At 71.4% G+C, this 23,801-nt stretch carries 22 protein-coding genes and 1 pseudogene; 13 read left to right on the top strand and 10 right to left on the bottom strand.

The genetic code is table 11. The features are described from left to right. Positions 1-421, top strand: a pseudogene (locus H7I41_RS19445) (hypothetical protein); the annotation flags it as partial. Here H7I41_RS19445 and H7I41_RS19450 read toward each other — a convergent pair. Both H7I41_RS19450 and H7I41_RS19455 read right to left on the bottom strand, forming a co-directional pair. Beyond that, entirely contained in the window at positions 330-1,874 is a 1,545-nt protein-coding gene (locus H7I41_RS19450) for a phytoene desaturase family protein (RefSeq protein WP_264014252.1), read from the bottom strand. The pseudogene H7I41_RS19445 and the gene H7I41_RS19450 sit on opposite strands and share 92 nt — an antisense overlap. After that, complete coding sequence (locus tag H7I41_RS19455; RefSeq protein WP_264014253.1) at positions 1,871-2,989, bottom strand: glycosyltransferase family 2 protein; 1,119 nt, start codon at positions 2,987-2,989, stop codon at positions 1,871-1,873. Before H7I41_RS19455 ends, H7I41_RS19450 begins: the two co-directional genes overlap by 4 nt. A gap of 40 nt (positions 2,990-3,029) precedes the next feature. On the opposite strand from H7I41_RS19455, the gene H7I41_RS19460 reads away from it, so the two are divergent. After that, complete coding sequence (locus tag H7I41_RS19460; RefSeq protein WP_264014254.1) at positions 3,030-3,842, top strand: carotenoid biosynthesis protein; 813 nt, start codon at positions 3,030-3,032, stop codon at positions 3,840-3,842. On the opposite strand, the gene H7I41_RS19465 is transcribed toward H7I41_RS19460, so the two are convergent. Further along, the gene (locus tag H7I41_RS19465) at positions 3,820-5,280 is read right to left on the bottom strand and encodes a phospholipase D-like domain-containing protein (RefSeq protein WP_264014255.1); all 1,461 of its coding nucleotides are present in this window, start codon (positions 5,278-5,280) and stop codon (positions 3,820-3,822) included. The two genes, H7I41_RS19460 and H7I41_RS19465, sit on opposite strands and share 23 nt — an antisense overlap. Positions 5,281-5,299: 19 nt before the next feature. Then, positions 5,300-6,031: an NUDIX hydrolase gene (locus tag H7I41_RS19470; protein WP_264014256.1), complete on the bottom strand. Its 732-nt coding sequence runs from the start codon at positions 6,029-6,031 to the stop codon at positions 5,300-5,302. A 79-nt stretch (positions 6,032-6,110) separates the two neighbouring features. Between H7I41_RS19470 and H7I41_RS19475 the strand changes: the two genes are divergently transcribed. Beyond that, a complete protein-coding gene (locus tag H7I41_RS19475) occupies positions 6,111-7,397 on the top strand; it encodes an MFS transporter (RefSeq protein ID WP_264014257.1) in 1,287 nt (428 codons plus the stop codon). On the opposite strand, the gene H7I41_RS19480 is transcribed toward H7I41_RS19475, so the two are convergent. Next, positions 7,381-8,106, bottom strand: coding sequence for a hypothetical protein (locus H7I41_RS19480; protein ID WP_264014258.1), 726 nt, complete (start codon positions 8,104-8,106; stop codon positions 7,381-7,383). The genes H7I41_RS19475 and H7I41_RS19480 overlap by 17 nt on opposite strands. A gap of 67 nt (positions 8,107-8,173) precedes the next feature. Between H7I41_RS19480 and H7I41_RS19485 the strand changes: the two genes are divergently transcribed. Continuing rightward, entirely contained in the window at positions 8,174-10,720 is a 2,547-nt protein-coding gene (locus H7I41_RS19485) for a DEAD/DEAH box helicase (RefSeq protein ID WP_264014259.1), read from the top strand. Here the strand turns inward: H7I41_RS19485 and H7I41_RS19490 are convergent. Then, positions 10,717-12,036, bottom strand: coding sequence for an HNH endonuclease signature motif containing protein (locus tag H7I41_RS19490; RefSeq protein WP_264014260.1), 1,320 nt, complete (start codon positions 12,034-12,036; stop codon positions 10,717-10,719). The two genes, H7I41_RS19485 and H7I41_RS19490, sit on opposite strands and share 4 nt — an antisense overlap. A 153-nt stretch (positions 12,037-12,189) precedes the next feature. Here H7I41_RS19490 and H7I41_RS19495 point away from each other — a divergent pair, with 153 nt between their 5' ends. Beyond that, entirely contained in the window at positions 12,190-12,369 is a 180-nt protein-coding gene (locus tag H7I41_RS19495) for a hypothetical protein (protein WP_264014261.1), read from the top strand. Positions 12,370-12,424: 55 nt separating this feature from the next. Next, on the top strand, positions 12,425-12,730 hold the full coding sequence (locus H7I41_RS19500) for a hypothetical protein (RefSeq protein WP_372503770.1): 306 nt from the start codon (positions 12,425-12,427) through the stop codon (positions 12,728-12,730). Between the two features lie 13 nt (positions 12,731-12,743). Here H7I41_RS19500 and H7I41_RS19505 read toward each other — a convergent pair whose 3' ends face one another. From H7I41_RS19505 to H7I41_RS19515, 3 genes are all read right to left on the bottom strand, one after another. Continuing rightward, positions 12,744-13,628 carry an RNA polymerase sigma-70 factor gene (locus H7I41_RS19505; RefSeq protein WP_264014263.1) on the bottom strand — a complete coding sequence of 295 codons (885 nt, stop codon included), beginning with the start codon at positions 13,626-13,628 and terminating at the stop codon, positions 12,744-12,746. Beyond that, positions 13,625-14,815 (bottom strand): NAD(P)/FAD-dependent oxidoreductase, encoded by a 1,191-nt coding sequence (locus H7I41_RS19510; RefSeq protein WP_264014264.1) that lies wholly within the window; start codon positions 14,813-14,815, stop codon positions 13,625-13,627. Before H7I41_RS19510 ends, H7I41_RS19505 begins: the two co-directional genes overlap by 4 nt. 108 nt (positions 14,816-14,923) lie before the next feature. Then, a complete protein-coding gene (locus tag H7I41_RS19515; protein ID WP_264014265.1) occupies positions 14,924-15,820 on the bottom strand; it encodes a DUF1295 domain-containing protein in 897 nt (298 codons plus the stop codon). Positions 15,821-15,882: 62 nt separating this feature from the next. Here H7I41_RS19515 and H7I41_RS19520 point away from each other — a divergent pair, with 62 nt between their 5' ends. The 4 genes from H7I41_RS19520 to H7I41_RS19535 all read left to right on the top strand — a co-directional run bounded on the left by H7I41_RS19520 (position 15,883) and on the right by H7I41_RS19535 (position 19,257). Continuing rightward, positions 15,883-17,274 (top strand): DoxX family protein, encoded by a 1,392-nt coding sequence (locus tag H7I41_RS19520; RefSeq protein ID WP_308214642.1) that lies wholly within the window; start codon positions 15,883-15,885, stop codon positions 17,272-17,274. 105 nt (positions 17,275-17,379) lie between these two features. Then, on the top strand, positions 17,380-17,646 hold the full coding sequence (locus H7I41_RS19525) for a YdeI/OmpD-associated family protein (protein WP_264014266.1): 267 nt from the start codon (positions 17,380-17,382) through the stop codon (positions 17,644-17,646). Positions 17,647-17,671: 25 nt separating this feature from the next. Further along, a complete protein-coding gene (locus H7I41_RS19530; RefSeq protein WP_264014267.1) occupies positions 17,672-18,394 on the top strand; it encodes a cutinase family protein in 723 nt (240 codons plus the stop codon). 110 nt (positions 18,395-18,504) lie between these two features. After that, positions 18,505-19,257, top strand: a complete 753-nt coding sequence (locus H7I41_RS19535; RefSeq protein ID WP_264014268.1) for a cutinase family protein — start codon at positions 18,505-18,507, stop codon at positions 19,255-19,257. 2 nt (positions 19,258-19,259) lie between these two features. On the opposite strand, the gene H7I41_RS19540 is transcribed toward H7I41_RS19535, so the two are convergent. Next, a complete protein-coding gene (locus tag H7I41_RS19540; RefSeq protein ID WP_264014273.1) occupies positions 19,260-20,345 on the bottom strand; it encodes a glycoside hydrolase 5 family protein in 1,086 nt (361 codons plus the stop codon). Positions 20,346-20,732: 387 nt separating this feature from the next. On the opposite strand from H7I41_RS19540, the gene H7I41_RS19545 reads away from it, so the two are divergent. The 3 genes from H7I41_RS19545 to H7I41_RS19555 form a co-directional block, all read left to right on the top strand. After that, the gene (locus H7I41_RS19545; RefSeq protein WP_264014269.1) at positions 20,733-21,125 is read left to right on the top strand and encodes a hypothetical protein; all 393 of its coding nucleotides are present in this window, start codon (positions 20,733-20,735) and stop codon (positions 21,123-21,125) included. A 90-nt stretch (positions 21,126-21,215) separates the two neighbouring features. Beyond that, complete coding sequence (locus H7I41_RS19550) at positions 21,216-23,177, top strand: flavin-containing monooxygenase (RefSeq protein ID WP_264014270.1); 1,962 nt, start codon at positions 21,216-21,218, stop codon at positions 23,175-23,177. Then, a partial coding sequence (locus H7I41_RS19555; protein ID WP_264014271.1) for an alcohol dehydrogenase catalytic domain-containing protein occupies positions 23,170-23,801 on the top strand: 632 nt, incomplete at its 3' end. The genes H7I41_RS19550 and H7I41_RS19555, both read left to right, overlap by 8 nt.

Raw genomic sequence — 23,801 nt, forward strand, 5'->3', positions numbered from 1 at the left:
CGGCGCGGTCGCGCTGCGCACCGGCCGGGCCCGCCCGCTCGGCGCGGTGGTCGACGCGATGGCCGACCGCATCGGCGATCTGCTGCTCGGCGGCGTGCTGCTGGTGCTCGGCGCACCGCACGCGTGGGTGGCGTCCGCGCTGGCGCTGATGTTCCTGCTCGAGTACCTGCGGGCGCGGGCGCAGGCCGTCGGCATGCCCGGCGTCGGGACCGTCACCGTCGCCGAACGGCCGACCCGGCTGATCGTGGTCGGGCTGGCGGCGGCGGGCGCTGCGGCGTTCCCCGCCGGCGTGCCGCCGCTCGGCTGGGGGTGGGGCCTGCTGATGGCGGTCACGTGGACCGCCGCGGGAGCCGTCGGGCTCGTCCAGCTGGTGGTCGGGGTGCGCCGGTCGATGCCGCCGGAGTTCCCGCCCGCCCGATGAGGCCGGCGACGATCTCGGCCGACATCAGCACCAGGGGGATGCCGCCGCCGGGGTGCGCGGAGCCGCCAACGAGATAGAGGCCGGGCAGCGGGCTGCGGTTGGCCGGCCGCCGCAGCGCCGCCCGCGGGCCGTGCGACGCCGAGCCGTAGATCGCCCCGCCCGGTGCGCCGGTGCGGCGTTCCAGATCGGCGGGCCTCGAGGCCTCGACGAACCGGATGCGGTCGCGGACGCCGGCGCCGCGGTCGGCCAGCACGTCGAGCACGCGGTCGGCGTAGCGCTCGCGCAGGCCCGGTTCGTCCCAGTCGACGCCGCGGCCCGGGTCGTGGGCGGGCGCGTTGACCAGCACGAACCAGCCCTCCGAATCGTCGTCCGGGCGCAGCGCGGGGTCGTCGGGGGCGTGTACGTACACCGTCGGATCGGCGACCGGTCGCGGCACGCGGCCGAAGATCGCGTCGAACTCCGCGTCGTAGTCCCGCGGGAAGTACACCCGGTGCGCGGCGCCCGGTCGGCGTCCCGAAAGGCCGAGCAGCAGGACGAATCCGGCCATCGACCGGGTGTGCCGACGTACCCGCCGCCGCATGGTCGCTGCGGCGTCGGCCGGCAGCAGCCGGTCGTAGAGCACCGTCGCGTCGGCGTTGCTCACCACGGCGTCGGCGGCGACCTCGGCCCCGGCGGCCCGCACGCCGCGGGCCCGGCCGCCGGACACCAGCACCTCGTCGACCGTTGTGCCGGTGCGGATCTCGACGCCGAGGTCACCGCAGCGCTTCTCGACGGCGTCGACGATGCGGCGCAGCCCGCCGGGCACGTACCAGGCGCCGAACTCCTGCTCCACGAACGCCGTCACCCCGAGCACCGCGGGCGTGCGGCGCGGGTCGGAACCGGAGTAGGTGGCATACCTGTTGAACCACATCCGCATTCGCGGGTCGGGCAGCATGCGGCGGCCGAGGCCGTCGATCGTCTGCCACGGCGCCACCGCCCGCAGATCCGCCGGCCGTGCGCTCATCCGGGCCAGCGCGGGCAGCGAGATCGGCCGGCGCAGCACCGGCTCGCCGACCAGTTCCCACAGCCGCCGCGACCGCTCGTGCAGCCGCCGCCAGTCCTCGCCCGCACCCTGGCCGAGGGCGCCGTCGAACGCCGCGGGCACGTCGGCCGCGGCGTGCGGCAGCGCAAGGGTGGTGCCGTCGCCGAAGGTGTACGCGCAGGCCGGGTCGACGCGGGTGAGCGGCAGGTCGGCCGGACCGCCGGTGTCGGCGAACAGCTGCTCCAGCACGTCGGGCACGGTGAGCAGCGACGGGCCGGTGTCGAAGGTGAAGCCGTCGCGCGACACGACGCCGAGCTTGCCGCCGACGGCCGGGGCGCTCTCGAACACCGTGACCCGGTGCCCTGCCGCGGCGAGGCGGGCGGCGGCGGCCAGTCCGCCAAGGCCCGCGCCGACGACGACGATGCGGCTCATACCGGCCGGCCCTTCCAGCTCAGCGATCCCGTCGCCCGGCCGGTCCAGGACGACGCCAGCAACCCCAGCAGGGCGAGCACCGACAGCGGGTGGGCGAACGCGTCCACCGGTCTGCCGCCCCACCGCACCGCGAGGGCGCGCCCGGTGACCGCGGCGCCGTAGCCGAGCGCGCCGATGCGCGAGCCCGTCAGCGCGGCGGCCGCGGGCAGGACGTAGACCACCGTCAGTGCCGCTGCGACGGCGACGGCCCCCGCCGGTGATCCGAACGCCGCCCACAGCGACTTGCGGTACCCCTCCCGCAGTTCGCGTCCGGTGGCGTACATGTGGCAGGTCGCCAGCGCCGACCCGTCGGCGATGCCGGTCCGGCCGCCGGCAGCGCGCACCGCGCGGGCCAGGCCGATGTCGTCGAGGACGGCGCCCGACACCGCCTGCCAACCGCCTGCCCGTTTCAGGGCGGCGGCCTCCACCAGCAGGAACTGCCCGTTGGCCGCCGCCATCGACGGCCGCGCGGACCGCTCGGCGATCCGCAGGGGCAAGGTGGTCAGCCACGACCATGCCAGCAGCGGCTGCACGAGCCTGCCTGCCACCCCCGCCGCGACCTGTCGCGGCCACGGGCTGAGCAGGTCCAGCGGCCGCGGTCCCCGTAGCAGCGCCACCGCGGCGGCGACGGCATGCGGGGCGAGCACCACGTCCGCGTCGATGTACACCAGGACCTCGCCGCGGGCCGCGGCCGCCAGTTGCGCGCACGCGTGCGGTTTACCCAGGAATCCGGGCGGGGGCGGGGCGCCGGTCAGCACCCGCAACCGCGGGTCGGGCCCGGCCAGCCGCCGCACCACGTCGGCGGTGCCGTCGGTGGAGCCGTCGTCGAGGACCAGGATCTCGGCGTCGGCCAGGCCGCGCTGGGCGAGCAGCGAGCGGATCGTCGGCGCGATGCGGTGCGCCTCGTCGCGCGCCGGCACCAGCACCGACACCGGGGCGGTCACCTCCGGCGGAACGTCGGGCGGGCGCCGCAGCAGCCGCAGGTTCAGCACCGCATGCGCGGTCCCGGCGGCGGCCAGCGCCGATCCGGCGGTGACGAGTGCCCGTAGAGTTTCGGTCAGGCGAGCAGCGGGCACCTGCAAACTCTACGGAACCGTCGACCAGCGGAGGTATTGCGTGGCGTTGGCCGGCCCCCTGCTCGGAGCGCGGGTGCGGATCCCCGCGGACCGCCTGGTGTGGGCGCTCGTCGCCGCCGCGGTCCTCGTGCAGATCGCCTACCCGTTGACGCCCGAGACGTGGCGCACCGAGGTCACGGTCACGAGTGTGATGGTCTTCTTCCTCGCCGCCGTCGCCGACGTCGCGCGGCTGCACGGCGCCGTCGGGGCCGCGGTGCTGATCGCGGTCGCCGGTGGCGGCGGACTGCTCGCGGAGGCGGTCGGGGTGGCCACCGGCCTGCCGTTCGGGCCGTACGCCTACACCGGCACCCTCGGCGCCGAGGTGCTCGGCGTCCCGCTGGTGGTGCCGATGGCCTGGGTGATGATGGCCTGGCCCGCGCTGGTGGTGGCCCGCACGCTCGCGGTGCGCGGCCCCGCCGTCGTCGCGGTCGGTGCGGTGGCGCTGACGGTGTGGGATGTGTTCCTCGACCCGCAGATGGTCGATGCCGGCCACTGGACGTGGTTCCACCCGGATCCCGGTCTGCCGCTGGTCCCGGGAATACCGCTGACCAATTACGCGGGCTGGCTGCTGGTGTCGGCGCTGGTGGTGGCGGCGCTGCACGCGCTGCTGCGCCGCGAGGACCGGCCGTCGGGCCCGGCGGCGGCGCTGTACCTGTGGGTGTACTTCTCCTCGGTGCTCGCCCACGCGGTGTTCTTCGGGCTGCCCGGCTCGGCGGTCACCGGCGGGCTGCTGATGGGACTGGTCGCGGTGCCGTTCGCCGTCGCGCTGGTGCGCAGGCGCGACCGCGCGGTCACTCCCCCCGCAACCCGGTGAGGAACCGCTGCAGGCTCCGGGTCAGCGAGGCGGGCACGCGGTCGGGATCCATCAGGTCGTTCTCGGCGAGCGGACCGGCCTCGCCGGCCACCGTCTCCTCGGTGAACACCCGCAGGGTCCTGCCGTGCCCGCGCAACTCCTCGACCGCCTGCAGGAACGAGCCCCGGCGCGCCAGCGTCCGCTCGAACTCGCCCGCCGACACCCCGAGGTGCTCGCTGATCAGCCGGTGCCGCACCGCGACGATGGTCGCGCGGACGTCGTCCTGACCGCTGCCGTCGGCCGCTTCTGCGCCGGCCTCGATGGCCACGTCGCATTCGCTGTCGAACCCCATCGACCGGTTGTTGAGGTTCGAGGAGCCGACGCGCAGCAGCCGGTCGTCGATCACCATGACCTTGGAGTGCACGTAGACCGGGCTGCCGCCGTCGGTCACCGGCCAGTAGATGCCGAACCGGCCGTGCTCGTCGGCCGACCAGAGCACGTGCAGCAGCCGCTGCCTGGCGCTGTCCATCGCCGTCTGCTCGAGTCGGCTCTCCGATTGCCGGGGCATCACGGCGACGACGTCGGGTCCCTCGGCTTCGCGCAGCCGGGCGGCGAGCGCCTCGACGAGTGTCCGGGAGGCGAGGTACTGGTTCTCCAGGTAGATGGTGTCCCGGGCGGTGGCGATCGCCTCGAGGTTCAGCGCCTCCACTTCCCGCACCTCGGTCTGGTTCTCCAGCGCGGGCAGCGTGCGGGCGATGCCGACGTCGATGTCGGTCAGGGTGGGGTGGAGGCTGCGCGGCCACGCCGTGTGGGCGGCGTGCACGGGTTCCAGTCGGCGGCCGGTCGCGGCGCGCCAGCGGTCGCGGGCCAGCTCGCCGAGCGCCCGTGCGGCGTCGCCGTCCACGGCGACGGCGACCTCGTGCCGGGGGCCGTAGTTGCGGCCAAGGGCGCGGCGGAACCGGCTGTTGTGCTCGTGGTCGGGGGTGTCCCAGCGGTCGAGGGTGAGGTCGATCCCGCCGCAGAAGGCGATGGCGTCGTCGATGACGAGCACCTTCTGGTGGTGCACCGAACCGGTGGGGTGGGCGCCGTCGATCGCGAACTGCAGCCGCTCCTTGCTGAGCCAGTTCTTCACCACCACCGGGGTCATGCCCTGCCAGATGCCTTGCAGCGCAGGGAACATGTTGAGGTTCGACTTGAGCACGTGGACCTCGAGGTCCGGCCTGCGCCGGGAGATCCACCGCAGGAAGGCGCCCAGCTGGTTCGGCCCGGCGATCCGCTTGCCGCCGCGCTCGAAGGTCATCCGGGTGTCGAAGTCCCAGCCGATCAGCACGATCCGGTGTCGCGCGCGCAGCATCGCGGTCTTCGCGTGGTGGAAGTAGTCGGCGGCGTCGACGATGCAGGCGAACCGTTCCGCACGCTCCACCCGCCAGCACGTCTCACCGGGAACGAGCACCGACATGGCGCTGTGTCTACCCCATCTACGTCCAGGCGAACACCGGTTGTTCGAGTTCGTCGACCGGGTCGTGGTGGCCTTCGAGCCCGAGCCACCGCAGCTGCAGCAGCACCGCGCCGGTGGGGGCGTGGATGAGGTCGTTGCCCAGCGGGATCTGCACGACGGGCCGCGGGCTCTCCGGGATGGTGATGAACCGTGGCGAGTCGGCGCGCTGCAGCTGGTGCAGGCCCACCCGGTAGACGGCGACCACCTCGTCGGGCGCCGGCCGCGGGTCGAGCCTGCCGCCGCCCCAGACCACCACCGGGGTGATGACGTAGCCGGACCGCGTCGGGTAGTCGTCGAGCAGGCCGAGCACGTTCTCCTCGGGCAGCCCGACACCGACCTCTTCGTCGAGTTCGCGCAGCGCCGCCTCGACCACGGTCTCCCCCGGATCCAGCCGACCGCCGGGCAGCGCCCACTGGGCGGCGTGGGTGTTGAGCCGGGATGCCCTGCGGCACAACAGGAATGCCGCCCCACCCGACACGTCGACCATGCGGCCGTCGAGCCCGGCCTCGGGCATCGGCCGCCCGGCGATCCAGTCGTCCACCGGCGCGGGGTCCACCCGGTCCTCGCCGAGATCGGAGTCGACGAGCACGACGGCGACGGCGGCGTGCCGTTTCGTCGGGTCGGTGACGGTGCGGCGGTCGTGCCCGGCCAGGTGCGTCGCGATCCGGTTCCGCAACGCGTCGTCGTAGCTGATCTGGCCGGGGATCGTCACCGCTCGACCATATGGCAGTGCGGCGCGAATCCCCGATGGCGGCCTCGCAACGCTGGGCGATCGCTTAGCATCGCTGCCCATGAGCCGTCTCGACCGCGCGAGCGTCACGGAGTGGCGGCGCTTCTGGAAGCTGCCCGCGGCCGCCGGCCTGGGTTACTCGATCGGCGTCATGCACGTCTACTCGCTCGGCGCGTTCATGGCGCCGCTGCAGGAGGAGTTCGGCTGGTCCAGGGCCGAGGCGTCGCTGGGGCTGACGATCGTCGGGATGGCCGCGGCCGTCGCCGCGCTGCCCATCGGTCTGCTGGTCGACCGGATGGGACCGCGGCGCGTCGGCATCACCGGTGTGGTGCTGGTGGGCGCCGCGTTCGCACTGCTCGGCAGCGCCACCGGATCGCTGGCCAACTGGATCCTGCTGTGGGCCGTGTTGTCCTTCGCCTCGTTCTGGGTGCAGACGACGGTGTGGACCAGCGCGGTCGCCAGCCGGTTCGACAGCTCCCGCGGGCTGGCCTTCGCGGTCACGCTGTCCGGCGGCTCCCTGGCCGCGGCGGTCTTCCCGCCGCTGGCCACCACCTTCATCGCCGCCTACGGCTGGCGCGGCGCGTTCGTCGGACTCGGTCTGCTGTGGGGTGCGCTGGTGGTCTTGGTGGTGGCACTGTTCTTCCGCGGCGCCCAGGACGAACGCCGGGCACCACCGGTCGACGTCGCCGCCGCGACGCCGCCGCCGCCGCCACTGGCCGGTCTCACCATGCGCGAGGGACTCCGGTCGGCCACTTTCTACCGGCTCCTGCTCGCCGCAGGACTCTTCGCGTTCACCACCCTCGGCGTCGTCGTGCACCTGGTGCCGATCCTGCGTGATGCCGGTACCGAACCGCTGGCCGCGGCGGGCACGGCGGCGCTGGTCGGGATCTTCTCGATCGTGGGCCGGCTGGGAATCGGCGTGCTGCTCGACCGCTTCCCCGGACGCGTCGTGGGTGCCTGCGCCTACCTGGTGCCGATCGTCGGAAGCGCGTTGCTGCTCTTCGACGGCACGAATCCGGTGAGTCAGACCGTGGCGGCGGCGCTGTTCGGCCTCACCCTCGGCGCCGAGGTCGACGTGATCGCCTATCTCGCCTCCCGGCACTTCGGCGTCCGGAACTTCGGCGGCCTGTTCGGCGGCCTGGTGGCCGCGCTCTCGCTGGGCACGGCGTTCGGGCCGCTCGCGGCCGGGGCGATCTCCGACGCCAACGGGGGCTACGGGCCGTTCTTGATCCTCACCATGACGCTGATGGGACTGAGCAGTCTGGCGCTGGCGAGCCTGCGTCCGCCACCGGATTGGACCGGCGCCGCCGCGCCGGATGTCGAGTCGACCCTCAGCCCTCCGCCGTGACCGTGAACGGCCGCCTGGCGTCACCGATCTGGATCAGCGACCCGTCGGCGGTGACCGCGGTCGCGGAGATCCCGCCCTCACCGTCGGCCATGGCCGCGTCGAGCGCGACCCGGTACCGCAGCGTCACGGCCCTGCCCTTCGGGAAGCCCCCGAGGTCGGTGAACTGGCCGAGGTGGTCCATGCCGAGGCCCGCCGCGGGGCTCTGTACCGGCACCCAGGAACCGGCCGCCGCGTCGTAGCGCTCGACGGTTCCCTTCGCGATGCCCGGGAGCGGCGCGCAGCTGCAGTTGTCCAGCACCAGCCCCACGCCGACGGACGGGTAGTCGACCGGTGTGTCGTTGCACACCGTCACCTCGACCTCGGCAGGCGCCGCGCCGGGTGTGATCGTGCCGGCGGGGATGCCGCTCATCGTGACCGAGAGGCGGTACTCCTCGGGGACGAAGCCGTAGGGCTCGTCGTGTGGCACCGGCCAGTTCTCCGGGCTGACGGCGCAGTCGGACTGCTGGGCCGGCGGTGCGGCCGTGGGCGTCGCTGTCGGCGTGACGGTCACCGTCGGGGCCGGTGCGGAGCTCGTCGGCGCGGCGACCGTCGTGGTGACGGTCACGGTGCCCGGCGCCGTCGGCGGCGTGTCCGTGGAGCAGGCGGGGGTCATCGCCAGGGCGGCGAGCGCCGCGGCGAACCCGACGAAGCGCGCGTGTGTGCGTGTCATGCCGCCAAGTCCACCCCACCGCGCCGGTTACCGATCCCAAATGCGCGTCGGGCACGCTGGTGGGGCCATGTCACCCACCCCCCTGCTCGACGACCCCGACGACCTGTCGGCGCTGCGCGCGATGGGCGACGACGCCGACGGACTCTTCGCGTCGTTCGCCGCGTGGGCCGAGGCGAACGGCACCGCGTTGTACCCCGCGCAGGAGGAGGCGCTGATCGAACTGGTCAGCGGCGCCAACGTGGTGCTGGCGACGCCGACCGGTTCGGGTAAGTCGCTGGTGGCCACCGGCGCGCAGTACGCGGCGCTGGCGGCGGGGCGGCGCACCTACTACACCGCCCCGATCAAGGCGCTGGTCAGCGAGAAGTTCTTCGCACTGTGCGGGGTGTTCGGCGCGGTGAACGTCGGCATGCTGACCGGCGACGCGGCGGTCAATGCGGACGCGCCGATCATCGCGTGCACGGCCGAGGTGCTGGCGAACATCGCACTGCGGGAAGGGCCGGACGCCGCGATCGGCCTGGTGGTGATGGACGAGTTCCACTTCTACGGCGATCCCGACCGGGGCTGGGCCTGGCAGGTGCCGCTGCTCGAGTTGCCGCGCGCCCAGTTCCTGTTGATGTCGGCCACGCTCGGCGACGTCACGTTCCTGCGCGAGGACCTCACCCGCCGCACCGGGCGGCCGACGGCACTGGTGGCCCACGCCGAGCGGCCGGTCCCGCTGTTCTACTCCTACGCCACCACGCCGATGCACGAGACCATCGGCGACCTGCTCGACACCAGGCAGGCGCCGATCTACGTCGTGCACTTCACGCAGGCCTCCGCGCTGGAACGGGCGCAGGCGCTGATGAGCATCAACGTCAGCACCAAGGAGGAGAAGGCGGCGATCCGCGACCTGATCGGCGCGTTCCGGTTCTCCTCGGCGTTCGGCGCCACGCTGTCGCGGCTGGTGCGGCACGGCATCGGTGTGCACCACGCCGGGATGCTGCCCAAGTACCGGCGGCTGGTCGAACAGCTCGCGCAGGCCGGGCTGCTGAAGGTGATCTGCGGCACCGACACCCTCGGCGTCGGCATCAACGTGCCGATCCGCACCGTGGTGTTCTCCGCGCTGTCGAAGTACGACGGCATCCGCACCCGGCTGCTCAATGCGCGCGAGTTCCACCAGATCGCCGGGCGGGCGGGCCGCGCCGGATACGACACCGCGGGCACCGTGGTGGTGCAGGCCCCCGAGCACGAGGTGGAGAACCTCAAACAGTTCGCCAAGGTGGCCGACGACCCGAAGAAGCGCCGTAAGTTGGTGCGGCGCAAGGTGCCCGAGGGCATGGTGCCGTGGAGCGAGAAGACCATGACGCGACTGGTCGAGGCGGCGCCCGAGCAGCTGACGAGCAACATGCGGGTGTCGACGGCGATGATCCTCGACGTCGTCGACCGTCCCGGCGACCCGTTCGACGCGATGCGGCGGCTGCTCACCGACAACCACGAGCCCCGCAAGCGCCAGCTCCAGCTCATCCGGGAGGCGGTGGGCATCGCCCGCTCGCTGCTGCAGGCCGGTGTCGTCGAACGCCTCGAGGCCCCCGAACCCGATGGGCGGCGCTACCGGTTGACCGTCGACCTGCCGCGCGACTTCGCGCTGTACCAGCCGCTGTCTACCTTCGCCCTCGCCGCCATCGATGTGCTGGACGCGGAGTCGGAATCGTATGCGCGCGATGTCGTCTCGGTGATCGAGGCGACGCTGGAGGACCCGCGTCAGATCCTGGCCGCGCAGTTGAACAAGGCCAGGGGCGAGGCGGTGGCCGCGATGAAGGCCGAGGGCATCGAGTACGACGAGCGGATCGAGCTGCTCGACGACGTCACCTACCCGCGGCCGCTCGAAGAGCTGCTGCAGCACACCTATGAGGTGTACCTGCAGACGAACCCGTGGGCGGCGGACTCACCGCTGTCGCCGAAGTCCGTCGTGCGGGAGATGTGGGAGCGCGGGCTGAGCTTCCGTGAGTTCGTCAGCACCTACAAGCTCACCCGGTCCGAGGGCGCGGTGCTGCGCTACCTGTCCGACGCGGTGAAGGCGCTGCGGTCCGGGGTGCCTGCGGCCGCGCGCACCGAGGAGGTCACCGACATCGTCGAGTGGCTCGCCGAACTGGTGCGCCAGGTCGACTCCAGCCTGCTCGACGAGTGGGAGCAGCTCACCAGTCCCGATCAGCACGGTGGAGCTGCCCCAGAGATCCCAGCGGTGCCCGTGCGGCCGCGCCCGCTGACCGGCAACGAGCGGGCGTTCACCGCGATGGTCCGCAACGCGCTGTTCCGCCGGGTGGAGCAGTTCGCCCGCCGCCGCTGGAATGAGCTGGGCGAGTTGGACTCCGGGTCAGGGTGGCACGCCGAACGGTGGGCCGACGCCGGACGGGAGTATTTCGCCGAGCACGCCGACGTGGGGATCGGCGCCGACGCCCGCGGCCCGGCGCTGCTGATCATCGACCGGCAGCCGGGTGTCTGGCGGGTGCGGCAGATCCTCGACGACCCGGCGGGCGACCGCGACTGGGGCATCGACGTCGAGGTCGACCTCGAGGCGTCCGACGAGGAGGGCGTCCCGGTGATCCGGCTGGTGGACGCCGGGCGGATGGATTAGTTGGCCGACGGTGGTGGTTGGGGTTGGAACGGCTCGTACCACCACCAGTCGGCCCGTTCGCCGGTGGGCCCGGAACAGGGTGGTACATCGGGTGGGGGTGTGGTCGGTGGTCTGGCCAGTGACGCCGAACTGAGCTGCCGCCCATTGGAATCGGTCACGACCAGCTTGTCGGCGGGGCCGGTGATGGTGATGCCGCCTCGGTGGTGCATCCGGTGGTGATACGGGCACACCAGAACCAGGTTGTCGAGATCGGTGGCGCCACCGTCCTCCCAGTGCCGGATGTGGTGGGCGTGCAGACCGCGGGTGGCCCCGCATCCGGGGACCACGCAGCAGCGGTCGCGGTGTTCGAGGGCCCGCCGTAGTTTGCGGCTGATCTGGCGGGTGTCGCGCCCGGACCCGATGGGTTGTCCGTGGCGTTCCAGCCAGACCTCGAAGGTGGCGTCGCACAGCAGGAATTGGCGCTCGGCGTCGGTGAGTAGCGGGCCCAGATGCAACGAGGCCACCCTTTCCTTGACGTCCACGTGGGCGATCACGGTGGTGCGGTGTCCGTGTGGGCGGCGGGCAACCTCGGTGTCCCAGCCGGCCTCGACAACACTCATGAACGCATCGACCGTCGTGGGCATCGGCGGCGTTTGTTCGGATGCACCGTGGCCGTCACCGTCATCGTCATCGACATCGACATCGACATGACCGTCGCCGTCGGTCTCGGTCTCGCCCTCGGCGCGGTCGCGTTTCCAGTCGGCGACCATCCCGTCGAGATGTGACTCGACGGCGGCGTCGAGTTTGGCCGCCTCCAGTCGCGGCAGCCAGATCCGGTAGGTGGTGCCCTTGTCGTCGGTGGTCTTGCTGTAGGACGGTGCGGGTTCCGGCTTGGGGTCGGGTGGGGGTGGGGGTGGGGGTTCGAGCTTGATCGCGGTGCGTAACTGGTTCACCGTCGCGGCGGTGATCAACTGGGCGTAGTGCGCATCAGAGCCCGGCCCGGCCTTCTCGGCGATCACCCCGACCTGATCGAGTGACACCCGGCCGTCGCGCAAGAGTTCGGTGCAGCGCGGCAGTTCCTCCCACCGCTGCGCGACGGCGGTGACTACTTCAGCGTTCCTTGGTGACGACCCGGTCTTCCACGCCACCATCGCCGCCACCGACTTGGCGCCCGTCATCCCCCACAGTCCGTCGCGGTCGATCTCGGCGACGATCTCCACCAGCCGCCCGTCGATCGCATTGCGCTGACCGCACAACTCCGCGATCTCGTCGAACAACACATCGAGCCGGTCCTTCGGCCTCACCGAAGGAGCGAAAGACGTTGCGCTCGAGGACATGAACCCATCATCGCAGAGGGGTCCGACACGTCTCGGACCGCGGAACCCCTGGACTCGGGTAGTCGACTACCCACGTGAACGCCACGAATTCTGCGCACACTCGACCTGCGGCCCGGCACCAGCCGTGCCGACACAACAAGCGGGGGAACAGAGATGACGAACGACAGGACAAAACAGTTGGCGCCGACGGAGGCTTTCGCCGCCGACGACGAATCCGACTCGGAACATGAGACATCGGAAGACCAGCAGCCGTCGGGCCGGCAGGACCGTAAGCGCGATCTCGCCGGTGACGGCGCCGTGACCGAAGACGTCATCGACGAGCAGAGGGGCTGAGACCATGTATCTGGCATTCCGGAACAACTACGGACGCACGGTCTCGGTGGCGGTCATGAAACGCGATCAGGACGGCTGTGGCCAGTACGGCGGCTGGGCGACCAAGGGGTGGTGGGTGCTCGCCCCCGGTGAGAAGAAGTCGGCCATCTACACGACGAACAGGTACGCGTACTTCTACGCCCTGGCCACCGACGGCACCTGGTGGGGAGACCCCAACGGTCCGACGATGTACGTCAATCCGTACGACAGGTTCGAATCCTGTTACAAGATCGGCACATCCACCTGGGACGTGGTCAGCACGAGACGCGCCGACCTGGGCACCAACCTGTCGAGCACCCACACGGTCAACCTGAATCCGTGACGTCGGCGGCGCGCTACCGGCTGATGGTGCGCGCCGTCGTGACCGTCGAGAGCTTGTCCGGGTTGGCGATCGCGTAGAGGTTCGTGATCCGGCCGTCGACGATCTCGACGGCCAGCACGGCCTCCAGCCGATCGTCGCTGTAGACGGCGACTGCGGGTGCGCCGTTCGCCGTGATGACCTCGGTGCGAAGCGTCGCCAAGCCACGGCGGAACGGGCCGACGATGAGCGGCACCAACCGGTCGGCGCCGGTGATCGGCCTGCGGGCGGCGCCCACCCGGCCGCCGCCGTCGGCGGTCCAGGTGGCATCAGGCGCGAGCAGCCTCATCAGTTCGTCCACGTCGCCGGTGGTGGCCGCGGCGAGGAACTGCTCGGTGATCCTGGTGGTCTGCTCGGGGTCGACGCGGTCGAACCGCTTGCGGCGTGCCCGCACGTGTTCGCGCGCCCGGTGCGCCACCTGGCGCACCGCGACCTCGGATTTGCCTACGGCTTCGGCGATCTCGCCGTACTCGAAGTCGAACACATCGCGCAGCACGAACACCGCCCGCTCGTCGGGGGTGAGCGTCTCGAGCAGCACGAGCATCGCCATCGAGACCGATTCGGCGAGCACCACGTCGGTTGACGCGTCGCGGTCGTCGAGGAGCAGCGGCTCGGGCAGCCACGGCCCGACGTAGTCCTCGCGGCGACGGGCACCGGACCGCAGCGCTTTGAGTGCCTGGCGTGTGACCAGTTGCGCCAGATAGGCTTTCGTGTCGCGGACCGTCGCGAGGTCGACGTCGGCCCAGCGCAGGTAGCTGTCCTGCAGCACGTCGTCGGCTTCGGTCGCCGAGCCGAGCAGCTGGTAGGCGATGGTGAACAGCAGCGGCCGCAGCAGGCTGAACCGCTCGGCGTGGTCGGTCACGACGGCACCGCCTGCACCGGCGGATCCACCAGTTCGGGTCGCGTCCGGGCCTTCGGCCACACCGTCGAACCGGGCTTGCGCGCTTCGCGGCGCAGGCCCCACAGCGTGCCCCTGGTGACCGCCTCCTTCACCGCCCCCGCGGCACGGCTGCCGATCCCGCCGCCGAGGTGGAAGTTCACCGGCGTGTCGTTCCTGCGGGTGGGCTGGAACACCGCGGCCCGCCGGCCCAGCCCGACGTTGGTCACCGTCCACATCAGGCTCAGTGGCGCCGGCCGATCGCCGGCGATACGGCGCAGCACGGTGTCGGCGGCGGTGGCCGCCGTGGGCCCAGCGGCATAGCAACTCATCCGCAGTGGCCGTCCCGACGGTGCGGCCGCGTCCCCTGCCGCCAGCACACGGTCGTCGTCCACACTGGTCAGTGTCTCGTCGGTGAGCAGACGGCCGAGCGGGTCGGTGCGCAGCCCGCTGCGCGCGGCAAGGTCGGGCACCCCGAAGCCGGCCGTCCACACGGTGATCGCGCTCGGGTGCACGGTGCCGTCGGCGAAGACCACGGCGTCGCGCCGGACCTCGGTGACGACGGCCGACTCGATCACTCGCACACCGTTGTCGGCGAACCACGCCGCCACCGACCGCCTTGCCGGTGCGGAGAACGACGGAGCCAGCCTCCCACCGCCGACGAGTGTGACGGCGTGACCGCTCTCGGCGAGCTCGGCGGCGGTCTCGATTCCCGTCAGCCCCGCGCCGACGACGGTCACCGGAGCGTTCGGCCCGACGGTGTCGAGAGCGGCCCGCAGTCGCGTGGCGTGCTCGAATTCTGCGACGGCGTAGGCATGTTCGGCCGCTCCGTGCACCGACGGCGGCAGCGCCGCGGTGCTGCCGACGGCGTAGATGAGGTAGTCGTAGCGCAGCGCACCGCCCGATGCCAGTCGCACCACGCGGTCTGCGGTGTCGATGCGGGTGGCGCTGTCGACGACCAGCCTCACCCTCTCGCCGAGCAGCGTGCCGTAGTCGGCGGTTGCGTCGCCGGTGCGGGTGGCGAACTGGTGCAGCCGCAGCCGCTGGACGAATTCGGGGCGGGCGTTGACGAGGCTGATGTCGATATCGGGATGCTGCTGCAGACGGTTGGCGGCAAGGGTTCCTGCGTAGCCACCGCCGACGACGACGGCGTGGATGCGGTTCTCGCTCATCTGGGTCTCCTGTTCCGGGGGCGATGTCCTCGAGATCCCGGCGGACGCCCGTTCGTGACAGGACTGAGAGAATTGTGACCTACGCCACATGCCGTGCGGTGCGGAGGGTCAGGTCGTGGATCGCTCGCGCGGCGGCCGCGGGACGAACCGGGAGACTCGCTCGACGACGCCGGCGTAGTCGGGCCGCCTCGCCAGGCTGCGCTCCTCCATCATCGGGATGCTGGCGCCGAGGAACATCGCGAGGATCGCCGTGGCGCCGATGATCTGCCACCACCAGTCGCCGGGGGCGGCGGCGATGCCGAACATTGCGAGGGACACCCAGAAGGCGAACTCGCCGAAGTAGTTCGGGTGCCGCGACCAGCTCCATAGTCCGCGGTCCATCACCTCGCCGGGCCGCCGGGCCGCGACGAACCGGTGCATCTGCGCATCGGCGGCGAACTCGAGCGCGACCGCCGCAAGACCCACGACGAACGCCGCCCACGCCAGCCAGGTCAGCCCCGGCCCCGGGCGGGTCACCGCGACGTAGACCGGCACCATGCCGAGGAACACCTGGATCGTCGGGATGAGGTGGATGGCGAACAGGTCGGCGGCCCATTCCCACCGGCCGGCGCGCTCCTTGAACATCGGATAGCGCCAGTCCTCGTGGTGCAGACCGGGAAACGCGTAGACCCAGTTACCGGTCAGCCGAATCGCCCAGACCCCCACGACGATCGCCACCAGGACGCACCGCAGCGTGTCGGGGGCCGGCGCCGCGATCCACCAGTACGTCAGCAGCAGAGGCGGGATCACGCTCCAGAAGGCGTCGTAGAAGCTGGAGTTCCGGTAGATCCGGCTGAACCCGAAGATCACCAGGGTGGCCAGCACGTCGGCGATGAGAGCGTCCAGCCAGAGCCGGCCGGTGCCGGGACCCCAGAGCAGGTAGGCCACCGCGACGGCGACGGCCACCACGTAGGCGGCCGTGACGATCGCCAGCGACCGTCCTCTGGTGTACGCGGCTGACGTCACTGTCGACCTCCGTCGGCAAGAAAGCGCTCGCGGATCCCGAGCGCAGCCCTGACTATAGATTCATGATCGAGCCCGACGTCGAGGACAGCCCCGGCGGCGAGGCTCACGCTTCCCGAGTCGCCGAGCCCGGTGCGCCGGGGCCGCCGTGGAGCCTGCCGACCCTGCTCGCCTTCCGCTTCGGCAGCTGCTACTTCGGGGCTTTCGGCCTGGCGCTCGGCATCGGTCTGGTGCCGGTGGTGCTCGCGGGTATCGGCATCGAGGGCCCCTGGTCGGCGATGCGCGCAGCGGTCACGGTGATGCGGCCGCCGATCGAGTGGACCGGTACCCATCTGCTCGGCCTGCACGTGCAGGGCGCCCAGGTCGGCAGTGACAGCGCTTTCCAGTGGTCGGCGATCGTCCTGATCGCCGCACTGGCGGCGGTGGCGACGGCGGTGTGGTCGGTGCTCGACCGGCGCCGCAGGCGCTACGACCGGCTGCACACCTGGGTGTGGACGGTCCTTCGGCTCATGCTCGCCGCGGCGATGTTCTATTTCGGGATGGCGAAGGTGATCCCGACGCAGATGCCGTTCGTGCTGAACCGGCTGGTCGAGCCGTACGGGAACTTCAGTCCGACGGGTGCCCTGTGGGCGCAGGTCGGCATCTCGCAGCCCTACCAGATGATGCTCGGCGCGGCCGAGGTGCTCGGCGGGCTGCTCCTGCTGCTCCCGCGGACGGCCCTTGCCGGTGCGCTGGTGTGCGCGTTCGACCTCACCCAGGTGTTCATCCTGAACATGACCTACGACATCCGGCTGAAGTCGGTGTCGTCGCAGTTGCTGCTGCTGAGCCTGTTCCTGCTCGCCCCCCACGCGCGCCGGCTGTTCGCGGCGCTGTTCACCGACCGTGCGGTCGCAGCCGCCGAGGCGACACCCCTGTTCGACGGCCGCCGGGCGAACCGCACGGCCGTGGTGGCGCAGGTGCTGGTCGGGGTGATGCTGCTGGCCGCGTTCGGCGGGCAGGGCTGGCGACAGTTCACCCGGCCGACGCCGAACCTCTACGGCATCTGGCAGGTCGACGGGTTCTCCGCCGAGGGTTACCGCCGCGACCCGTTGCTGACCGACGAATTGCGCTGGCGGCGGGTGATCTTCGACCGGCCGTTCCTGATGTCGGATCCGGTGATGGTGACCGTGCAGCACATGGACGACTCGTTCGAGGTGTTCGGCGGGACCATCGACGCGCGCACCCACTTCATCGACCTGACCAACCGGATCGAACTCGGGTCCTACGAGGAGACACCGGCGACGATCCGCCTGAGCTACTGGTGGCCCGATGCGGGCAGCACCGACAGGATCGTGATCGACGGCGAGGATTTCGCGGGTCACCGCATCCACGCGTGGTTCACCCGGATGGATCCGGCGACGTTCCCACTCGTCGAACGGGGCTTCAATTGGATCCAGGAGCAGCCCTACAATCGCTGACTATTCGCCGGCCGAATCGGGAATAAAATCGTCGGCCCGTAACGTGCTGTCGCGGTGGCACTCCCACGCCATGACCTGGAGCGCGGACGGGGTTACGCTGAGTCGGTGAGCAGTCAGCGGGTGCCCGGCGGGGTGGTGCACGAGCTGCCCGCGGACCTGCGCGCGGCATTGGTCGACGACGCCACCGCGCTCGCCGCGTGGAAGGACATCACGCCGCTGGCACGCAACGAGTTCATCTGCTGGGTGGAGGACGCCAAGCAGAAGACGACACGGGAACGCCGCATCCGGCGCACCCGGGAAGAACTGGAGGAGGGCCAGCGCCGGCCCTGCTGTTGGCCGGGGTGCAAACACCGTGAGCGCACCGGCAGTTAGGCAACTTCGAGATCAGGCGGTCGGGATGAGAAGAGTTGGTCGTTGGTTCGCTGCCCTGGTGCCCGCTGTGACGGCGGTCGCGGGTTCGGTCGTGGTCGCCGCTCCGGCGAACGCGGCGCCGTGTCCCGACGTGGAGGTGATCTTCGCGCGGGGCACGTTCGAACCGGCCGGCGTGGGCGGCGTCGGGCAGGCTTTCGTTGATGCGCTGCGCGCGAAGACGCCCGGTAAGTCGGTCGAGGTCTACCCGGTGAACTACCCGGCGTCGCTGGACTTCGCCACGGCAGCGGACGGCGTCATCGACGCCAGCAACCGGGTGCGCGCCACGGCGGCGAACTGTCCGGACACCGAGATCGTGCTCGGCGGCTACTCCCAGGGCGCCGCGGTGGCGGCCTACATCACCGAGGACGCCGTGCCCGAGGGCTACACACCGCCGCCGGGGATGAGCGGACCGATGGAGCCCGAGGTGGCCGATCGCGTCGCCGCGGTGACGCTGTTCGGTAAGCCCTCGAGCGGTTTCCTGCAGATGATCTACACCGGCGCGCCGCCGATCAACGTCGGCTCGCGGTACGTGTCGAAGACCCTCGACCTGTGCGTCGTCGACGATCCCGTGTGCTCACCGGGCGGCGGGAACAACGGCGCGCACGGTGCCTACGTCGTGAACGGCATGGTGAACGAGGCGGCCGACTACGCGGTGGGCAAGCTGCCCGGCGGCGAATCCGAACCCGTGGAAACGGTGGCACAGGGCTAGCAGTTTCCTGCTAGCCGGTAGCCGTCACGGGTGCCAGCGCCGATGTGCTGACACCCCCGTGCGGGGGACTCTTGTGCCGACCACGAGAGCCCCCCGTCGGAAGGACGGCCATGACCACCAGCGCCGCATCGAAAGTCACCGCCGTTCCGCCGTTGTTCCGCAGACTCGCGGTCGGGGTGGCGGTGCTCGCCGCCGTGCTCGGACCGCAGGCGGCCGGGGTGGCCACCGCCGATCCGTCCTGCCCGGACGTCGAGGCGGTGTTCGCGCGCGGGACGTTCGAGGCGCCCGGTGTCGGGGCGACGGGTCAGGCGTTCGTCGACGCGCTCGATGCCCGCCTGCCCGGGCGCAGCGTCGAGGCCTATGGCGTCGACTACCCCGCGTCACTCGATTTCCAGGCGGCCGTCGGCGGCGTCGCCGACACCGCGGCCAAGGTCGAGGCGATCGCGGCGACCTGTCCGGACACCAGGATCGTGCTCGGCGGCTACTCCCAGGGCGCGGCGGTGGCCGCCTACACCACCTCGGACAGCGTGCCCGCGGGAGTCGTCCTGCCTTCCGGCCTCACTGGACCGCTACCGGCCTCGGTCGCTCCCCACGTCGCGGCGGTGGTGCTCTTCGGTCTGCCCGACAGCTGGTTCCTGGGCCTCGTCGACCACAGCGCACCGCCGATCGCGATCGGCAACGCCTATGCGCCGAAGACGCTCCAGCTGTGCGCCGCCGGTGATCCGGTGTGCGCGCCGGGCGGGCTGGACCGGGCCGCGCACAGCTCCTACAAGTCCAACGGGATGACCGAACAGGCCGCCGACTTCGCGGTGAACGCGCTGAACCTGCCCGCCCCGCAGGGCGACCCGGCCACGGTGCAGTGACGTCAGGTCGGCCGCGGCCGGCCGGTCAGCGCACGGATCGTCTTGATCTCGTCATGCCGATAAGGCCGGCCCGCGGGGTGCAGCAGGTCGTGGAACCACACCGGCGGGTCGGCCGGATACGGACGCTCCCAGGAATCCCACGGGAAGATCGTCTGGCTGCGCCCGGCCACCAGACCCCAGTTGAACGCGCCGACGTTGTGCCGCTTGGCGATCGGCAGGATGCCTTCGACGGTGCTGCCCATCGAACGGGCCAGGTACTCCGTGCACAGCATCGGTCGTCCGAGCGGCGCGAGTTCGCCGATCCGGCCCTCGAAGCCGGCCGGGTGGTCGTAGCTGTGGAAGCTGATCACGTCGGAGTTGTCGAGCTGGATGGCCGCGATCGGGCTGCGGCGCAGCGGGTCCCGCCACTCGCCCTGCCAGACACCACTCGTCAGGGGCTGGTCCGGGTCCACCGACCGCGCCCATCCGAACACCTGCGGTAGCAGCCCGGCGACCAGATCGAGCTTGTCCCTGCGTTCGACCAGGTGGTACTGCGGTGCCAGATTGTCCGGCTCGTTCCAGAGGTCCCAGCCCAGCACCCGGGCGTCATTGCGGTACCGGCTCAGCACCGCCACGACGTAGTCGCGCATCACCCGCCGGTAGCCGGGGTCGCCGAGACGCTCGGCGCCGGGGCTCTGCACCCAGCCGGAGTTGTGCACGCCGGGCCGCGGCCCGCGCTGGCGGCCTGCCGCGGGGAACGGGTCCCAGCACGAGTCGAAGAGGACGAAGAGCGGCTTGATGCGGTGGCGCGCCGCGATCGTCACGAAGTGTGACAGCCGGCGCTGGAATCCCGCCTTGTCCTGCACCCACAGCTGATCGTGCAGGAACACCCGAGCGGTGTTGAAGCCGATCAGCCGGGCGGCGCGCAGTTCGGCGTCGATGCGCCGCGGGTCGAAGGTGGCCGCACCGAACATCTCCAGCTGATTGATCGCGTTCGAGGTGACGTAGTTCGCGCCGACGAGCCAGCCCTGCGCCCGGTACCAGCGGTGCGCGCGCTCGGCGGGCCACCTGCCGGCCTGGGCGCCCGCCCGCGGGGGCTGGGTGAGCATCGCGCCCACTGCCAGCAGTGGAGGCAGCTTGAGCGCCGTCCGCCGGTGTACCCGGGGCGCGCGCAGTTCTGCGTTGAGGTGCTCTCGGGGGCCTGTCACTGGTCCTAAAGGGTCGGTGTGGGCGTCGTCACATGAACTGGCCCCCGCACAGCTGGACGACGGATTGCGTTGGTGCACTGCGTCTTTGCGCTACACCACTGTGCATCGTTGCACCGGAAGGCGCCGTTACACCCCGGCGCCAGGCCAACACGCTACGGCAACGCCGCGGCGTCGGCATCCGCGCTGGACAGGCCGCCGGATCGGGCAAAGTTGGGATCGGTAGGCACGTCGCCGGCGTGTAATGGGCTCACTCGCCTGCCACCCCGTGGCACGCCGAAAGGACCTGTCATGAATCGAAGCCTGGTCGCAGGATTCGCCGCCGCAGCAGCCGTCACGGGCGGTCTCACCTTCGCCATGGTGGGGCCGTCGGCAGGCACTGCTCTCGCGGCGCCCTTCTGCTCGCCGTCGAACGCCAACACCCCGCCCTGCGCGCCGCCCGAGGGCCCGCCGATGCAGTGCAACGCCCAGGGCATGTGCAGCCAGCTGTGGTGCCCCGGTTCGGGGATGGAGCCGATCCCGGACTGGGACATGAACGTGTGTCACAGCTTCTACTTCGACCCCAACGCCCCGTTGACGGAGCCTGTCATGATCGCCGGCCAGCCGCCCGGCCCGCCGGCGCCGCCGCGGCCGCCGTGCATCCCGTTCATCAACTGCCTGCCCGGGTTGACGCACCCGATCTAGGCATTGCGTCTCAACCGGTCCCCGGCCGAGCCACGCCCCGTTACGATACGGCGCGTAGCGTATTTCGCCGAGGCCCGGGAAGGACATTGCATGCGGAGTCGGTATGCCGGCACCCCGTTCACCACCTCCACCGAGGACATCGCCGCGGCACTGGTCGACGTCAGCGTGCCGACACTGCTGCTCAGCCTGGTGCACATCACCGGTGACACCCGCTACCTGGACGAGTTCGCGCAGGCCGGTGTGTTCCTCAACGAGATCCAGGGCTTCATGTCCGAGGAGGACCGGGCCAGGGCCAGAGCGGTGGCACTCGAGGTGATCGTCGACTACCGCGACCGCGGCTGCCCCGAACCGGCGCCGCTGGATCCCGGCGTCGTCAAGCGGATGATGGACTGGGCCGCCTGCGAGCCGGTCGGCGAGGAGTACCTCCCGCTGATGTCCGAGGAACTGGACCTCGACGGCACCGATCCGCGCCGCCCGCAGGCGCTCGACCCCGCCGCCGCATCGGAGGTCCCGGTGCTGGTGATCGGCTGCGGCGAGTCGGGCCTGCTGGCGGCGATCCGGCTCAAGCAGGCGGGCCTGCCGTTCACGGTGATCGAGAAGAACGCCGGCCCGGGCGGCACGTGGTGGGAGAACACCTACCCGGGTGCGCGGGTGGACGTGGCGAACCACTTCTACTGCTACAGCTTCGAACCGAGCAACGCGTGGAGCCACTACTTCGCCGAGCAGCCCGAACTGCGGCGGTACTTCGCCGACGTGGCGGCCCGGCACGGCATCGCCGAGCAGGTGCGGTGGCGCACCGAGGTGGTCTCCGCCGCGTGGGACGACGACGGCGGTGTCTGGCGGGTGACACTGCGCGCGGCGGACGGCGCCACGTCGACGGTGGCGGCTCGCGCCGTCATCAGCGCCGTCGGCCAGCTCAACCGGCCGCACATCCCCGACATCCCCGGCGCGGCGGAGTTCACCGGCCCGGCCTTCCACTCCGCCGCGTGGGACCACGGCGCGGAGGTGACCGGCCGCCGGGTCGCGCTGATCGGCGCGGGCGCCAGCGGCTTCCAGATCGCGCCCGCGATCGCCGACGACGTCGCACACCTGACGGTCTTCCAGCGCACCGCGCAGTGGATGTTCCCGAATCCGATGTACCACGACCGCGTCGGCGACGGCACCCGGTGGGCGATGGAGCACCTGCCCTTCTACAGCCGCTGGTACCGCTTCCTGGTGCTGTGGCCCGGCGCCGACAAGGGCCTCGACGCGGCGCGCGTGGATCCCGGCTACTCGCCGCAGGATCACGCGGTCAGCGAGATGAATGCGATGGCCCGGCTGATGTTCACCGACTGGATCACCACCCAGGTCGACGGCGACGCCGCGCTGCTGGAGAAGCTGCTCCCCGACTACCCGGCGACCGGGAAGCGCACCCTGCAGGACAACGGCAGCTGGATCCGGACGCTGCGCCGCGACCACGTCGACCTGGTCCGCACACCGATCGAACGGATCACCGCCACCGGTGTCGTCACCGCGGACGGGCAGGAGCACCCGGTCGACGTCATCGTGTACGCCACCGGCTTCCGCGCCACCGAGGTGCTGTGGCCGATGACCGTCACCGGTCGTGACGGCGCCGACCTGCGAGAGGTGTGGGGTGAGCGGCCGTATGCGTACCGCGGGATCACCGTGCCGGGCTTCCCCAACTTCTTCCTCACCTACGGTCCCGGCACCCACCTGGCCCACGGCGGAAGCCTCATCCTCAACTCGGAACTGCAGATGCGCTACATCGGGCAGTGCCTGGCCAGGCTGGCCGACGGCGTGCACTCGATGGAGCCGACACCGGAGGCCACCGACGAGTGGCGGCGCCGCTCACAGGAGGCGATCCGGCAGACGGTGTGGGCACATCCCTCGATCGCCCACTCGTATTTCAAGAACTCGTTCGGCGAGATCCATACGGTCAGCCCGTGGAAGCTCCACGAATACCACGCAGCGGTCCGGGAGCCGGTCTGGGACGATTTCGTGCTGCGGTCGGCCCCGGTCACCGCGGGTTCGGAGGTGGCGCGCCATGCGTAGCGTGATCATCGACGGGCCGGCGACGATCCGCGTGGACGATCGGCCCGACCCGGTGCTGCCCGGGCCCGACGGCGCGGTGGTCGCGGTGAGCGCGTCCGGCATCTGCGGATCCGACCTGCACTTCTACGAGGGCGACTACCCGATGTTCGAGCCGGTGGCGCTCGGCCACGAGGCCGTGGGCACCGTCGTCGACATCGGCCCCGACGTCCGGACGGTCCGGGTGGGCGACCGGGTGCTGGTGTCGTCGGTGGCCGGCTGCGGGCACTGCGCGGGTTGCGCGACGCTCGACCCGATCCGGTGTCACTCCGGCCCGCAGATCTTCGGCGCCGGGGTGCTCGGCGGCGCGCAGTCCGAACTGCTGGCCGTCCCGGCCGCCGACTTCCAGCTGCTCGCCGTGCCCGACGGCATCGACGACGAGCAGGCGCTGCTGCTCACCGACAACCTGGCCACCGGCTGGGCCGCGGCGCAGCGCGCCGACTTCCCGGCCGGCGGCACGGTCGCCGTCATCGGCCTCGGCGCCGTCGGACTGTGTGCCGTGCGCAGCGCGCTCTTCCAGGGCGCGGCGACAGTCCTGGCAGTCGATCCGGTGCCGCAGCGCCGCGACCGCGCCGCGGCCATGGGGGC

It is taken from the genome of [Mycobacterium] manitobense, assembly GCF_025821665.1.
GTDB lineage: Bacteria > Actinomycetota > Actinomycetes > Mycobacteriales > Mycobacteriaceae > Mycobacterium > Mycobacterium arseniciresistens.